This window comes from Brevibacterium atlanticum, from assembly GCF_011617245.1.
In the GTDB taxonomy this organism is placed as follows: Bacteria; Actinomycetota; Actinomycetes; order Actinomycetales; family Brevibacteriaceae; genus Brevibacterium; species Brevibacterium atlanticum.
The window spans coordinates 765245-781109 of the sequence record NZ_CP050152.1; the positions used below are offsets into that span (position 1 = coordinate 765245).

A 15865-nucleotide genomic window follows, 5' to 3' on the forward strand; every position below is an offset into this window, starting at 1 on the left:
GACTTCCGCAACTCATTCATGCGCGCATTTATGTTACTCAACTTGGGTTGCGTGAAAACTTCTGTTCCATCGAATTCGATCGCGTATCGCAATGTGGACAATAGGTGGAGAATTTCTGGTGTGTTTCAACCAGGTCCGGCGTCGTTGGCCGAGGTCTCCGGAGCCCTTGCAGGGGCGATTGTTCCCCGAATCCTGGCGGAATCGGGCGATAGTTGAGCTCGGTCTCCGAAAGCGCCGAGGAGCGGTGACCCTGTGTGCGAGCTTCATCCGGGGTTGAAAGACTCTAGACACTTACTGGAAGTTTCGACAGAATAGGTTGCGGGTCACGTTCGTTGGATCAAAATCCGACATCTGAGGGAGCGGAACCTTTCAAATGCGTAAATTTGGAGGTTAAACGTGTCTCAACACGTCCATTCACGCCGTCTGAATTCCACGGAAAAGACTCGGCGAAGAAGAATTCCACGATGGGCACTTTCAGGATTGGCTCTTGGCGTTGTCGGAGTGATGGTCGGCACGACCAGCGCCTCGGCGCTGGGGCTCGACAATTATCCTGACGATCCGACTGAAGCCGAGGCTAGTGTCGCCGGCATGAGCCTTGATTCTCAGGATCTCATCGCTGCGGCGCAGTCGAAAGCCGGTTCGAAGTCGGATCCGGGACCGAACCGCGAAGCGTTCAACGGTGCAATCGGCGGAGACGAAGTCATCGATTTCGGCGCCGGCTACCAGATACCAGTCGACGACTTCATCGACTTCGGCCAGGCTGGAGCTGTCGAAAGCGAATCGGCTGCCACTGATGCCAAGAACGGCAAGGCCGTGTCCGGCATCGTCGGTGCCGATGGCGGGCTCAGTCTCGATGGGAAGGACAGCGATTTCGGAACGGCGCAGGTCGACCTGCTCTCGATCGTGTCGGCGAGCGGGTCATCCGATGTCACCGATGGCCTGATCGACCAGGCCGATCTGAGTCTCGGGCTCGGAGGTGCCTGGGTCGAAGCGATCGACGGCGAATTCCAAGACCCCGACTCTGTCGGAAAGTATGGTCAGTACAGAGTCGGCGATGCCAAGCTGCAACTGCACTCCCCGGCGATCGACGATGCCGGCGATGGTGTCTCGGATGCGGCCGGAGAGATGGAGGGTGAAGTCAACGATGCGCTCGACGACGCGCTCGGATTGACCGATCTCCTTCCGGGTATGACTGTGGACACCAGTGTCAAGAGCAGCATCAAAGATGACGTTCTCGATGCAATTCTGCTTGAACCGATCAGCACTGATGACGGACTCGCGACGATCGACCTCGGGGAAGGGTCGATCGAAGTCGACGTCGGACGCATCGGCGGCAACGACGACGGTGTGATCGATCGGCCCGTAGGGATGAACAATCAGGATCCCAACACCGAACTGATCGATGACGAGACCTATCCGTTCATCGCCAGCAGCGTCCACGACGTCATCGAGAAGGTGATCGACGTTGCCGTGGACACGGCCATCGAGTCGCTGCGCAGTGCGACCGTGAACGTGGACATCACGGCCCCGGACGGCACGAAAGCCGGATGGGATATGGACCTGACAGGCAAGGTCAGCAACGACTTCTGCGACGCGGCGGGTGCTACCGGCACTGTCACCTGCAGAACGATCGACACCGTGATGAAAACCATGGATACGGTGATGGGCCCGGTCTACGACGAGCTGTCCGATCCTTCGGGCCTCTTGTACAAGGCGTTCACCACGATCAAGACGGACATGATGACAGTGCCCATTCGTGCGGCACTTGACCCATTCCTCAAACTGATAGCCGATAACCTCGTCTCGCTGCAGATCAACCATCAGGAGACGACGGAATGCACCGCGGCCGACGGTTCGACCACGGTCAATGGTGTGGAAGTCTCTGCACTGAGCCTCGGCGTCGGCGATGGCACGGCACGTCTGGGCATCGGCAACGCGGGCGTTCGCACCGACTCATGCGATGAATCCGTCGACGGACCGTCGATCGACACCTCGTCGCCTGCCCCTGCAGGTGGAGAGACGACGCTGGACTCCACTGGTTGGGCACCGGACACGGATATCACTGTCGACCTCAACGGTCCTGACGGCGAACCGGTCGGCGATCCCATCACGGTGACGACCGATGGCGACGGCAACTTCCCGAAGGGAACAGTTCTTCCGATTCCTGCCGATGTCACCCCTGGTGACTTCACCATCGTCGGCACTGACCCCGACGGCAAGACCGGAAAAGGCGAGGTGACGGTCTACGCACCTGATCTGACCGTCGCGGGTCCCGTCTACCCTGGCGATTGCGCTGCGATCACCTCGGGAGGATGGGCCCCTGATTCGGAGGTCACGGTTCAGCTGACCGACGCAGACGGAAAGCCGGTCGGCGAGCCTGTCACAGCCACTGCCGACAAGAACGGCGCTCTGCCCGACGACACTTGCGTGACGGTGCCAGACAGCACCGAGCCAGGTGATTTCACCGTCGTCGGCAGTGATGACAACGGAGCGAACATCGATGCGCCTCTCACCGTCGCCGAGGCTGGAACCCCTGTCGTATCTGCGACCTCTCCCGCTCCGGCGGGTACTGACATCGACGTGGCTTCACGTGGATGGTCTGCGGATAGCGACGTGACCTTCGAGCTGACAGATCCCGATGGGAAGTCGGTGGGCGACGAGGTGACGGTCACAGCCGACGGAGAAGGCGATGTGCCGGAGGGAACGACGCTCCCGATTCCCGACGATGCGGCTGCTGGGGACTACACACTGACGGCGACCGATCCTGACGACAACTCCGCGAAGGCGACAGTGTCCGTCTACGCCCCGGCGATCGAGACGACGTCCCCAGTGGTTCCCGGACAGGACACGGCAGTGAAGGGCACCGGCTGGCTTCCGACGAGTGATGTCACGCTGCAGCTTGTCGACCCTGACGGAAAAGACGTTGGTGATGCAGTGGATGTGACCACCGACGACAAGGGAAGCGTGCCGGAGGGCACGGTCCTCACGATTCCCAAGGGGGCCGAACCAGGCGACTTCACGGTGCGAGCGACCGACGACAACAAGGCTGAGGTCGACGCATCCGTGACAGTTGCTGAGCCCTCGATCGATGCTTCTTCGCCGGTTCCAGCAGGTGGAGAAGCATCGCTGAAGAGCGTTGGTTGGGAAGCGAACACCTCAGTTGAACTGAAGCTCGCGAACGCTGATGGAGACGTCGTCGGCAGCCCAGTGATCGCTACGGCCGATGGGAAGGGCGCTCTGCCCGAAGGCACGAAGATTCAGGTACCTGATGACACCAAGGCGGGAGAACTCACCGTGACCGGCACAGCGTCGAACGAGGCGACTGCTGAGGGCACTGTTGAGGTCTATGCTCCGTCAATCGAGGCGACGACACCGGTTCCGGCCGGTGATGAAACCGCAGTGACGAGCAGCGGCTGGTTGCCTGATTCCGAGGTCAGCATTCGCTTGGAGACGCAGTCATCGAAGTCCGGCGACGCTTCCGGCGACCTCGGTGAGGCTGTCACTGTGACGACCGATGGAGAAGGCGACGTCCCCGAGGGCACGAAGCTGCCCGTACCCGCCGAAATCACAGCCGGAGACTTCGCGGTGGTCGGCTCCGATGACAATGGCGCCGAAGCCGCGGCGTCCATCGAGGTGACCTCCGCTGAGGCCGACGATGACGCAAACGGGTCGTCGAACGCTGGTGGTGATGACGCAAACGGGTCGTCGAACGCTGGTGGTGATGACGCAAACGGGTCGTCGAACGCTGGTGGTGATGACGCGAACGCTTCGTCGAACGCCGGTGGTGACGACGCGAACGCCTCGTCGAACGCCGGTGGTGACGACGCGAACGCCTCGTCGAACGCCGGGGGTGACGACGCGAACGCCTCGTCGAACGCCGGGGGTGACGAAGGGGTGAGCAGCGATCTGCCGCGAACCGGTGGGGAGATTGTGCCGATCTTCCTGGCTGCCGCAGCGCTTATCGCTGTTGGTGCAGCTGCACGTTACACGTTCAGGAGCAAGACGACCGTGTGACGCTCATCGTCGAGATGAGATGAACTCGGGTGCGGTGATCATTCGCTCACATGATCATCGCACCCGTCCACCATTTTTGGCTTTCCGCCCGTGCGGGGCGGCTTCTTCTGGGGATCGATACCGAAGTGAACAGACGACTGACACAGATCGCTGCTGGAGTTTTGTCTCTCTTGCTCATCGTCACGGCCTGCACCAAGGGCGACAGTTCTCACTCTGGACAGCAGGGCAAGAACGAACAGAGCACTGCCGACATCTCCTGCAAGAGTCCCAAGCAGAAAGTATCGCAGTCGCTGTCCAGTGGAGCCACATGGACGATGTGTTGGGGTGTCCATCCGGACTTCGGGCTGACGCTCTCAGACATCTACATAACTCCACCAGGTGAAGACCCGATCCGTGTCATCGACACGATGTCGATCTCACAGCTTGAGGTTCCTTATGACACCGGAGACCGTCTCACCTCCGATATCACTGAATCCGGATTCGGCGGACGCAAAATGAAGACACTCAGCGACGACGCGTGTGGGGGAAGACTTCAGTCAGCAAGCATCCCGAAGATCGGTGATGGTTCATACGGTAAATCGGAGACGAGGAAGGTCCTTTGTTCCGAGGTAGTCGATGAAGGGCTTGCTTACCACTCCAGCGACCTAGTCGCTCCAGCGAGTGCCCGCAAGAATGGTTGGCAATTGTCGACAGTCTCTCGAGTCGGCTGGTACGAATACGTCTCGCAATACACTTTCGGTGCCGACGGCTCCATCAGCGTTCAGCTCGGAGCAACGGGAGATCTGTCTCCAGTCGACTACACCGATGAAGATCACGGATGGGATGTCGGAGACCACGAGCACGCAGCCAACCACTCACATAACGCCGTCTGGAGAATACGGTGGGGTCTCGGTGGGACCGGAGGCATGAGCGCACAGCAGTTCGACGCCGATGAAACAGGGGACAGAGGTGCCGAGTCCCCAAAGCTCACAGGCAAATTGAAAGACGTCGACCATCCAACTACGGCTCGGTGGCAGGATCGCCGGTGGTGGCGAGTGCTCAACCCGAACCGTCTCAACGATGACGGACACCCCATCTCCTACCAGATCGATATCGGCAAAACCGACTCGTTCGAGTTCGTCGACGATGCTGAGCATTCCCACACGCACGGTGATGACATCGGCTACGACGTAGGGTTCACCAATCACAACGACTGTGAGCTCTATGCAACGAAGAATCGAGGCGACTGCGGAAGGGGAGTGCAGGAGTTCGTTGAAGACGGAAAGGACCAGGACCTCGACGATGTCGTCTCGTGGGTGGCAGTCGGATTCCATCATGTGCCCAGAGATGAGGAGCAGTCACCTATGGAGATGCATTGGCAAGGTTTCTCACTGCTGCCCAGGGATCTCACTGCGCAGAGGTTCGACCTGCCCAAGGGCCACGAAGGGGTCAACGGGGTGCCAGACTCCGAATGGAACCAAGAGCCGATCAATTGAGTACGAGGCGCTCTTCCATAGCGGAGTCATGATTGGGTCATGTAAGAGTCATGAAAATTACACGCCGAAATTGTCTTGCTTTATGAGATGCGCGTTGAATCATGGTTTTAGGCAAGTTAGTCTGTCTTTGTCGGTAAATCTCATGAGTACATCGGCGCTTTCGTGGCGGCATCCTCAGTGCGGTCGCGTTTCCCCTCTTGGGCGTGTGTGAGCGCGCGTCCAAGAGGGGCTCATTCTCTGTCTGCGAGTCACCCCGGCGCTTTGGTCGTCCTGGCCGCCGATACTCAAGAATGCCTGTAAGTAACTTGTTTCCGTCAGTTCATTCGGCTGCCATCGGAGATCGATCTGGGTCGAGGTTCACGATCGAGTCATACTTGCGGAAGTGAATAGTCATTTTGTGCAAACGATCTTGAAAATGTGCGATAAACTGCTGTGATGAGAGCGCGCCGCTGATCGGAGGCTCTGCCATTGGGGGCAGCGCGGCTCCTGCAACCTGCTTCTGTCGAGACCGATGAGGACCGGATAGACGTGCACAAGCATCAACCTGACGAGAATCTTGCCGCTTTCACCAACGAGGAGATCCTCCGGCTCATCGGCTCCGGAACTGTCGGCGCTTTTTCGGAGATCTATCGTCGGCGCATCGACAGTTCGACGAATGAGCAGTCGATCCCCAGGGTGATCCATGACGCTGCGCTATTGGTCGTTCTCAAACAGGTTCTTGATGCCCCGCCCGCGACTTCAGAGGAACTCGAGGCACTCATTGTGCGTGCGACTGGCGAGGCAGCCGCTCGTCACGACCTGACGGAGGAGGCATCGAATGTCTCCAGGTCCTGGGTTCTGCACCGCAATGTGGCAAGCGTCTTCTCGAGTCTCCCGGACAATTGGCAGCGAATTCTGTGGATGCGAGAAGTCGAAGATTTCCCGCCCGCATATGTTGCTCAGAGGCTGAACGTCACCGTGCACACCGCGACCCGTCTGACGTCGCGTGCCCGGCAGGAGATGCGGCGGCGGTGGCAAAAGGCGCAGATTGGACCTGCCCTGAGTGCGACTGAGCTGCGCACTGCACTTATTCCTGCTCTGCTCTTTTCCCCGACTCTTATCGAGCGATTCGCCGACACCCTCAATGACCGCCCGCATTCACCTCCGGCTTCATCGGTTCCCCTGGCGGTGGAAGCGGCGGAAGTCGCCTCTATCCCGGAGGAGAACGAGGACGGGGAATCCGGCCCCGAACCAGCAGCGGAAGCTGCGGGGGCTGTGGAAGACGCAGAGGTCGAGAAAGACAGCTCACCCTTCCGCCTCCCAAAACCTGTACTGATTCCAGTGGCGGCAGCATGTATCGGACTGCTCGGTTCACTGGTCGGCCTCTCGATTTCGCCGATATCCAGCGAGGACTCTGGGTTTCGGACGGGTGTCGAACCATCCTCCGATTCGGCCGGGAAGGAGGCAGGACGCAACAGTGATGGTGCCGGAGCACACAGCCCATCGTCTGGGCAGTCATCCGACGATGGGCGCGCAGAATCGAATTCCCCCGACACGAATGATCCGCCTTTTCCCGAGTCTTCGCAGGGCGTGGATCGAGATCGTTCAGGTCCCACCTCTTCGCGCGGCGATGACGATCGCACCCGTGGAGAGTCCTCGAGCGGGAAGAAGTCGGACGACCGCCCCGGCAAACCCGATCAGACCGGCTCTGAGGAGCCTGGCTCGCCCGGCAGCTCGAATCCCACGAAACCTGACTCGCCCGCGCCGTCCGAGCCCGAGGAACCGAGCGATCCCGCGCCGTCCGAGCCCGAGGAACCGAGCGATCCCGCGCCGTCCGAACCCGAGGAACCGAGCGATCCCGCACCGTCCGAACCCGATGAGCCCAGCGATCCCGCGCCGTCCGAGCCCGATGAGCCCAGCGATCCCGCGCCGTCCGAGCCCGATGAGCCCAGCGATCCCGCGCCGTCCGAGTCCGACGAACCGAGCGATCCCGCGCCATCTGAGTCCGACGAACCGAATAGCACAGACTCGACATCCATCCAGTCAGAGCCCGAGCCTGCATAGGTTGTGAGGGGAGGAAGCGAGAGGCCGTCCGATAGACCTGAGCCTCACTCCAGTATTCGTTGATTGCGGCCATTGAGGCTCAACTGAGCTGACAATGGTTCACTGGTCGCCTAGCAACGCCGACGGCTTCCTTACCGGAAGCGGGGCCGACATATGATGAGGACCGGTCTGCTGAGCTTATACCTCGACAGACCGGTCAGCTTGCTGTGCTATATATGTGTACGTAGCACTGCACGTTTCCCCTCACATCGGCAGTCCCCACTGCCACGGCGCCCCGCCGACAGCACAGAGAAGACTTCATCATTGCCAATCAGTGAACCCAACCAAGACAACAGCGAAGAATCATCCCCTCCTCGTCGAAAAGACGCCTTCGAAAGCTATTTCGGCCCCCTGATCTCAGACCAAGAGTCATTCGCGAAAGCGCTCAGACATCGAGGTGATCTCAGTGCAACCGGAACCGAGCATCTTTTTCGATGCAGCGCCGGAAGAATCGACATTGCCCAATCCCTCGTCGACTCCGCATATCGTGCTGGAATTCGGGTATCTGACATCGGCCAGAGCCAGATCGGCGCGTTGCTTCTGCCCTCGCTGACGCCTCGCCTCTCGGTCGGAGGGGCACAGGCGCGGCCCCTATTTCTACTGGCTCTGTTTTCCTGGCTTCCGAAGATCACCGCACCGACGATCGGGCTCGTTCACGATGCCTATGACGTGGCGGAGGCCGAGTCATCTGTGACTGCAACATCTGCGGAGTTGGTTTCTGAGCTTGTTGCCGAGGGCCTGCTGGTCGTCGAATCCAGAGAGAACGGCATGCTGGCCGTTCCTGGTCTCATACGCTCATTGATGCGTCGGATCACCGGGCCGTGGGCAGGCGAGTTCCACAGGAGTCCGCATGAAGCATTCAGCATCGCTATCGACAACGCTTATGCAAGGGCGAAGGCGAGCGACGTGCCGGGGTATGACGAATTCCTCGACCTCGTCGTCGAAATAGAAGACTGGGAACTCCTCGAGCAGATGTGGACGCGACGGTCGATCAATGTGTTCGACGACGTGGCCAACGCGGTCGACGCATTTCTCTCAGTGCCCGCGCACGTCATCGCCAAAAGGCCGATTCTCGCATTGGCTAGGAGTGCTGCGCGAAGGATGGATTCGATGCGCAGTCGTCTCGGAACCGAGGACAGCACACGCTTGGTGCCGTTGACAGATTTCGACAGCGTTGTGGTTCCGAGCGTGCACGGCTTGCTCTCGGCCGGGAATGGCGCTGCCCTCAGCGTGGATGAGATCGCTACGCTCACCACGGCGGAGGCGCGTCTTCATCGATCGAACCGTGACTACGAGGCGGCATTGCGGACGATCGACTTGGGGCGCGAACTGCTGCGCAATCGCGATGTCGAAGGGCCCGGACCCGCAGCTATGATGCAAGCTGGCCTCAATCTCGAGCATGGCAAGAACTTGGTTTCAGCGGGACGATTCGGTGAGGCCTTGCGGATTCTCCAGCGGGTCGTTCAGTACTCCGAAACTTATGCGCCGAACTCGTGGCACCCGATGCTCGCCGGCTATGTGGAGCTCGCATTGGCGAATCTCGGCCACGGGCACGGCAAAGAGATGGGCCGCAATCTCACTCTTGCGAGGGACAAGGCGCGAATATTCGGTATGGAAACCTTGCCAGGCGAGCATAAGTGGCAATGTCTCGATGCGATGAGGAGTCTCGACCGACTTGACCTGGATTCAGCCGGAACAGCACTTGGGAAACTGAGGCATGCGGGAACCGTGACGGGGCTCGGCTCGCTTCCCACAATTGCCGAGAGTCTCTACCGTGTCTACACCGGCCGAGCCTCGATCGCAGCCAAAGAGCTGATCGACAACGCTGCCGCTCGGAATACGCCGATGACGAGTTCGTCGAACACCAGATACTCCGGAATTGTGAATATTGCGAGCTTTGTGTATCTGGCGGCGGGGGAGACGAAGCCGATCCAGGACCTGGCGACCCAGATGCCTCCGACTCATCCCGCGTATTCCCTGGTCAAAGCGCGCCAGAGCTTCGTCTTCGGGCAGCGTGACCAGCTGTGGTCGTACACTGCTCGTGTCCTCAACAGCGCAGACGGCCCTCGGCTCAAGGGATGCGCTGCGGCACTTCGCGCCGCGTTCCTGCATCACGAAGGTCAGGACAGCGCGGCAGTGGACAGTTTTGGCCACGTTCTCGACTACTGCATCATCGGATCGACACTGATGCCGATTGCGCAGATGTCGAAATCCTCGAGGTCGGCGCTCATCGAGGCTACCGCCTCCCGCTCGGCCTGGACCGATCTGGTTGAGACATTCGACGAACCGAACCTGTCGGTCGAATACTTGCAGGAACGACTGCTGGACCTTCCGGAAACTCTGCGCGTCTCGGTCGATCGAGAGATCGAGCTGTCGTCTGCAGAACTTTCGCTGCTCTTCGCCATCGATTCCCAGAAACCTGTACCACAGATCGCTCGCGAATTCGGGGTCGTCGCCGGGACTTTGAAAAATCGGCTGTCCGCGCTGTACAAGAAGTTCGGTGTGGGAAGCCGTGCCGAAATGCTCGAACACGCGAAGCGGAATGGGTATCTCTCATTGACCGAAGCGTCCGGAGGAGGGTCTGCGTCTTCGGACTGAGAGTACAGAGTACACTGCCTTATTGATCCCTGCCTTTTCGGCCAGGAGGACCGAGACAGAGGGCTCCGCTGTGGTCTTTTTCCGAATACGCGTACAGTTCCTCCGTCATCGACCGTTGCCTCAAGCACGGTGCGACTAGCGTGCTGTCTGCGGTCCTCGAGACCTTTTGCGATAAGGCGGCACGGATGGTCGGCGCAGAGCGAACGACTGACACGGTGCGTGCGGCGTGGAATCGGTGGTGTGAGTGCGTCCTGATTCTGTGGGCCGAGCCGGGTTCGGGAGCGGACGACGAGGCCGAGCGGCCGCCTCAGCGGTAGGTCGCGTTCTCCGGTGACTGGTGCCCGTGGTCGTTGAACGAGATGAGGCTGGTGCCTCCGCGACCGGTGATGATCTTCGTGATTCCGGTGTTGATGGTCACCCGGTTGAACGCTTTCCACTGATCGAAATCGCCGCCGATCAACCTGGCCGCGGTCCAGGCGATGGCTCCGGCACTGGAGACGACGATCGTCGACTGTCCTGAGCCCATCGCCGCGCAGGCCGCGTCGAGGGCGGCGTCGACGCGGTCGGTGAACGCTCGGTAGGACTCCGAATAGTCCTCGTCATGCTCACCCGAGGCCCAACGGGCGCAGCCGCGTTCGAGCTCGGCTTGGAAGATCTTCGAATCGTGCTTGGCCCGCGGGTCGGTCTCCTCCAGGGCAGCGGTGAGCTCCCAGGCGTTGTATTCGTTCCAGCCGGGGTCGATCTCGGGGGTGAGGAGGGTGCGGGTGTCTTGTACTGGGCCGGCGTTGATCCCGAGGCCCGTGCTGTCCTCGGCGTCGGTGCCGGAGCCGACGCTGCGACCGAGGCCCTCGAGAATTCCCTCGGCGGTCTGGCGCTGCCGGAGCATTTCGCCATGGACGACTCTCGCTGGTTCGACACCCTGCGTGGCGAGGAAGCGACCGGTGATGCGGCTCTGCTCTTTGCCGAGATCGGACAGACGGTCATAGTTATCAGTGCCGAAAGAGGCCTGTCCGTGCCGGACCAGGTAGAGCACGCTCATGAATCACCACATCCTCGTCGTGATGCTCGGAATACTGTTCAATCGATCGTTCACTGCTCCCGAGTGTACGGGACGATAGTGCGAAGTCGGGACGGACCACTTCGGGGAGGCTGGAATGGGAGTCTCCCGATGGTCTGATTCCGGTCCCGGGCATTGCCGACTGTCGTCATTCCGGATCGGAGTGCCACCCGCTGCTGTCATTCTGGCGGAGCTGGGTGCGGGAACACCTGCTCGGCCAGGCGCAGAACCTCCCGCAGAGCCGGACTGTCATCGTGCTTCCGCCACGACATGAGCAGAGGAAAGGGACCCTGCTCGTCATCGAGCGGGATGAACGTGACATTGGGAAACGTGAAGTTGTTCGGCACGGACGACACCGTGACCGAGCAGCCGAACTCGGCGCCGACCAGTGACAGAATCGTCCAACTGTCCGGCGCCACCTGGACGACATTCGGATTGAACCCCGCCGCTTGTGAGAGCGAATACAGGCGCTCGATGGTCGTCGAGCCGGGATTCGACGGCAGGGTGATGAAGTCCACTCCCTCGAGCTCGGCCATGGACACGGAATCGCGGCCGGCCAGTGGGTGACCGTTGTGGACGGCGACGACGAGGGCCTCCTCGGCGATCATCCGCGTCTGCACCGTCTGGGGAATGAATGGCCAATGCCCGAAGGCGATGTCGGACGAGCCGTCGGCGACTCCCTCGATCGACGGCAGCGCGAACGACGCGCTCTGCAGACTCAGCTGGATCCCTGGGTGCGTATTGCCGACCAGTTTCGACAGACGCCCCACCAGCGTGTGGGCGGCGATCCCGGTGAACGCGAGTCGCAGATGACCCACCTCGCCCTTTCCCGCGGCCTTGACGGCCGCCTCGGCGAGTTGATGGCTCATGAGAATGTCACTCGCCGGCTGAACGAGCGCCTCACCGGCCGTGGTCAGCCGCACCGATCGGGTGTTGCGCTCGAAGAGCTGGGCCGACAGGGCCTTCTCCAGATTGCGGATGAGCCGACTCACCGGCGGCTGCGTCATGTGCAGGCGTTCGGCGGCGCGACCGAAGTGGAGCTCCTCGGCCAGGACGAGGAACGCTCTGATCTGCTTGGCATCCATGGTCGTGTCATGCGTTCTGGTGTGCTGACTGCCCATTTCGGCGCTCCAGCCATCGCTCGGTCATTTATGTCAGGTGAGACTTAATCATCCTCATTAAAGGTATTGGACCAGCATAAATCAATTTGAAAGGATGACTCAGGTCACAGACGTCAGAGGTTCGAGGAGGAACACGATGGACAAGACGCTGAGTCTTCCCGAGGCGATCAGCACCTATCTCAACGATGGAGACACGGTCGCGCTGGAAGGGTTCGGGCACATCGTTCCGGTTGCCGCCGCTCACGAGATCATTCGCCAGGGGTTCACCGACCTCATCCTGGCCAGGATGTCGTGCGATGTCATCGTCGATCAGCTCCTCGGCGCGAACTGCCTGCGCGGCCTCATCTCCTCATTCGTCGCCAACAGCTCGGCCGGATCCCTCTATGAGCTCAGGCGACGAGTCGAGAAGTCCGATCCGGAACCTCTGTGGTTCGACGAATACAGCCACGGGGGAATGGTCGCCCGTTACCAGGCCGGTGCCGCGAAGCTGCCCTTCCAGCCCATCGCCTCCTACCGGGGAAGCGACCTGCCGGCGAAGAATCCGCGCATCAAGTCGGTGCCCGACCCCTACGGAGGGCCCGATATCCACGTCGTGCCCGCTCTCAACCCCGACCTCACGATCATCCACGCCCAACGAGCGGACAAGCACGGGAACGTCCAGGCCTGGGGCATGCTCGGCATCCAGACCGAGGCCGCGTTCGCCGGTCGACGTCTCATCGTCACCGTCGAGGAGATCGTCGACGAGGACATCATCCGCTCCGACCCGAACCGGACGATCGTACCCGCACACGTCGTCGACGCCGTGGTCGCCGTTCCCCGGGGCTCGCATCCGCACTCCGTCCAGGGCTACTACGATCGCGACGACGACTTCTCCCGCCAGTGGTCGGCGCTCGCCCGGGACCCAGAGGCGGTTCAGGACTGGCTCGAGACCAACATCCGCGGCACGAGCGACCATGACGAATTCCTCGCAAGTCTCGGATCGGACTACTTCGACACGAACACGATCCACGATGCCTATTCGACACCAGTGAACTATGGAGGCCGAGCATGAGTCTGCGTACACACGAAACAACTGACGCCGAGGCGCGGTCGGTCGACGCTGAGTCACGGCTATCCGACACGACGACACAGCCGTCCGTCACTGAGTCACGAGCAACTGGCACCGGGGCGCAGTCCCCACACGATGAGGTGACCAGCAGCGAGCTTCTCACCGTGCACTCTGCCCGGGCTCTGGCGGGACGGAATGTGGTCTTCGCCGGACACGGACTGCCCACGCTGGCAGTGTCGCTCGCGCAGCACACCGTGGCGCCGCACGTTGAGATCGTCTACGAATCGGGAGTCACCGGGGCCCGACCGCCCGCCATGCCCCGCAGCATCTCGGACTCGATTCTGGTCCCGGGAGCCGCCTCGGTGATGCCGATGACCCACCTGTTCAACTACGTTCTGCAAGGTCAGCGCATCGACGTCGGATTCCTCGGCGCCGCGCAGGTCGACAAGTACGGGAACCTCAACTCCACGCTCATCGGCGATGACTGGGAACATCCCGACAGTCGCCTGCCGGGATCGGGCGGTGCCATCGAGGCCATGGCCGGCGCGGCCGAGATCTTCCTCGTCATGCGTCGGCACACCCCGCGCACCTTCGTCGAGAACCTCGACTTCGTCACGTCACCGGGGCCGAAGAGGGCCGCCGAGGCGGAGGTCGGTTCCATGCCCGCCGGCGCCGGCGTCACCCACGTGATCACCGACCTGGGCATCATGACGAGGTCTGCTCGCGACGAGGAGCTCACCCTGACCGCCGTCCATCCCGGCGTCGACCCCGCCGAGGTGGTGCGGCAGACGGGGTGGAATCTCCAGGTCTCGCCCGACCTCGAAATGACGCAGCCGCCGAGTGTCGACGAGCTGTCGCTGCTGCGAGAACAGCTCGATCCCACACGTATCTACCTCCGCTGAACCGCATACGCATCTGCTTCCGCTGAACCGCATACGCATCTGCTTCCGCTGAACCGAAGAAGGTTGGAACCATGTCAATGAAGACACACAGCTCGACTGCCTCCCCTCCAGATCCGAACGTGACTCGTCCGGAGCTGCGCCGTGCCGCATGGTCATCGTGGCTCGGCAGCTCGCTCGAGTACATGGACTTCACGCTCTATACGCTCGCCTCGGCGCTGGTCTTCGGGCCGCTCTTCTTTCCCAACGAAACGCCCGCCGTCGCGCTGATCTCCAGCCTCGGCGTCTATGGGTCCGGCTTCGTCGTCAGGCCGATCGGCGGATACGTCTTCGGCCTGGTCGGTGACAAGCACGGACGTCGGATCGTGCTCATCGTCACCTTGTCGATGATGGGTGTAGCGACGATGGGCATCGGCCTTCTGCCGACCTATGCGCAGATCGGCGTCTGGGCCCCTCTGCTGCTCGTCGTTCTCCGACTCGTCCAGGGGTTCGGGGCCGGGGCCGAACTCGCGGGTGCCTCGGTGCTCTTGGTCGAATCCTCGCCGGTGCGGCGCAGGGGACTGTTCGGAGCGATCGTCGCGATGGGCACGAACAGCGGAATCTTCCTGGCCACTGTCCTGTGGACACTGCTCACCCTGTTGCCGGACGACGATTTCCTCAGCTGGGGCTGGCGGGTCCCGTTCCTGCTGAGCATCGTCACCACATTCGTGGCGCTGGCGATCCGTACGAAGGTCAAGGAATCCCCGGTGTTCGAGGAGGCCAAGGAGCGCCGCGCCGAGGTGGCCGCGGACAAAGATGCCCAAGCGAGTATCCTTGTCGAGGCGCGCCGGTCGACGAAGTCGTTCCTACTCGCCCTCGGCATCCGCATGGGTGAGAATTCCGCGGTCTACCTGGTCAAAGGCTTCATGGTCGGGTGGGTGGTGACCACGACGGGCGTCGATTCTGCGGTGGTCACGACCGGCATCATGATCGGCACGGTCATCGGCTTCGGGACCGTGCCGTACTTCGGCAAGCTCAGCGACAAGCTCGGCAGGCGTCCGGTGTTCCTGGGTTTCACGCTGTTCCAGATCCTCTTCTCGATCCCCGCCATGCTGCTCATCGAAACGGGCAATCCGATCATCATCGCTGCCGTCTTCGCGGTGTTCGTCGGCGGTCCTCTGCCGAACCTCTACGGTGTCGAGTCGAGCTGGTTGGTCGAGATGTTCGGATCGAAGCACCGCTATACGTTCATGACCACGATCAAGGAAGTCGGATCCGTCGTTTCGGGCGGATTGGCGCCGGTGATCGCGGCTTCGCTCGTTGCGGTGATCACCGAATCCTGGTGGCCCGTCGCCATCGTCCTCATCCTCTTCGCCAGCTGCGGCCTCCTCGGTGGACTCTTCGCGCCCGAGACACGCGGTCGCGACCTCACCGTCGAAGCCGATGCGGTGGATGACGCGCGGATCGATGCAAAGAGCGCTCGACCGGCAGCGGCGGTGAGCGATAGGAACATCGAGCCGATCGACAGCTGACGTCTCCACTCGCTGGGCGATGAGCGCCGCATCAGGATGAGGCGGCGCGACCAGGTGCGA

General features: G+C 61.4%; 9 protein-coding genes. 7 read left to right on the forward strand and 2 right to left on the reverse strand.

The features are described 5' to 3' along the window. Positions 1-504: 504 nt before the first annotated feature. From GUY23_RS03285 to GUY23_RS03300, 4 genes are all read left to right on the forward strand, one after another. Positions 505-4014: a choice-of-anchor G family protein gene (locus GUY23_RS03285; protein WP_166969703.1), complete on the forward strand. Its 3510-nt coding sequence runs from the start codon at positions 505-507 to the stop codon at positions 4012-4014. 50 nt (positions 4015-4064) lie between these two features. After that, entirely contained in the window at positions 4065-5489 is a 1425-nt protein-coding gene (locus tag GUY23_RS03290; protein ID WP_228282704.1) for a copper amine oxidase, read from the forward strand. Positions 5490-6017: 528 nt separating this feature from the next. Then, a complete protein-coding gene (locus GUY23_RS03295) occupies positions 6018-7532 on the forward strand; it encodes a hypothetical protein (RefSeq protein WP_166969705.1) in 1515 nt (504 codons plus the stop codon). A 303-nt stretch (positions 7533-7835) separates the two neighbouring features. Next, positions 7836-10169, forward strand: coding sequence for a helix-turn-helix transcriptional regulator (locus GUY23_RS03300; RefSeq protein WP_166969707.1), 2334 nt, complete (start codon positions 7836-7838; stop codon positions 10167-10169). 307 nt (positions 10170-10476) lie between these two features. On the opposite strand, the gene GUY23_RS03305 is transcribed toward GUY23_RS03300, so the two are convergent. Together GUY23_RS03305 and GUY23_RS03310 are read right to left on the reverse strand one after the other, a co-directional pair. Continuing rightward, on the reverse strand, positions 10477-11208 hold the full coding sequence (locus tag GUY23_RS03305; RefSeq protein ID WP_166969708.1) for a histidine phosphatase family protein: 732 nt from the start codon (positions 11206-11208) through the stop codon (positions 10477-10479). Between the two features lie 197 nt (positions 11209-11405). Next, complete coding sequence (locus tag GUY23_RS03310) at positions 11406-12311, reverse strand: LysR family transcriptional regulator (RefSeq protein WP_166969710.1); 906 nt, start codon at positions 12309-12311, stop codon at positions 11406-11408. Between the two features lie 172 nt (positions 12312-12483). On the opposite strand from GUY23_RS03310, the gene GUY23_RS03315 reads away from it, so the two are divergent. From GUY23_RS03315 to GUY23_RS03325, 3 genes are all read left to right on the forward strand, one after another. Beyond that, positions 12484-13398, forward strand: coding sequence for a CoA transferase subunit A (locus GUY23_RS03315; protein ID WP_166969712.1), 915 nt, complete (start codon positions 12484-12486; stop codon positions 13396-13398). After that, positions 13395-14297, forward strand: coding sequence for a CoA-transferase subunit beta (locus GUY23_RS03320; RefSeq protein ID WP_166969714.1), 903 nt, complete (start codon positions 13395-13397; stop codon positions 14295-14297). Before GUY23_RS03315 ends, GUY23_RS03320 begins: the two co-directional genes overlap by 4 nt. Before the next feature lie 71 nt (positions 14298-14368). Continuing rightward, positions 14369-15805, forward strand: coding sequence for an MFS transporter (locus GUY23_RS03325; RefSeq protein WP_166969716.1), 1437 nt, complete (start codon positions 14369-14371; stop codon positions 15803-15805). Positions 15806-15865 lie beyond the last annotated feature (60 nt).

Excerpts from the sequence above, each read along its gene's own strand:
- GUY23_RS03285 (WP_166969703.1), top strand. The coding sequence starts at position 505 with ATGGTCGGCACGACCAGCGCCTCGGCGCTGGGGCTCGACAATTATCCT.
- GUY23_RS03290 (WP_228282704.1), top strand. The coding sequence starts at position 4,065 with ATGATCATCGCACCCGTCCACCATTTTTGGCTTTCCGCCCGTGCGGGG.
- GUY23_RS03305 (WP_166969708.1), bottom strand. The coding sequence starts at position 11,208 with ATGAGCGTGCTCTACCTGGTCCGGCACGGACAGGCCTCTTTCGGCACT.
- GUY23_RS03310 (WP_166969710.1), bottom strand. The coding sequence starts at position 12,311 with ATGGATGCCAAGCAGATCAGAGCGTTCCTCGTCCTGGCCGAGGAGCTC.
- GUY23_RS03315 (WP_166969712.1), top strand. The coding sequence starts at position 12,484 with ATGGACAAGACGCTGAGTCTTCCCGAGGCGATCAGCACCTATCTCAAC.
- GUY23_RS03320 (WP_166969714.1), top strand. The coding sequence starts at position 13,395 with ATGAGTCTGCGTACACACGAAACAACTGACGCCGAGGCGCGGTCGGTC.
- GUY23_RS03325 (WP_166969716.1), top strand. The coding sequence starts at position 14,369 with ATGTCAATGAAGACACACAGCTCGACTGCCTCCCCTCCAGATCCGAAC.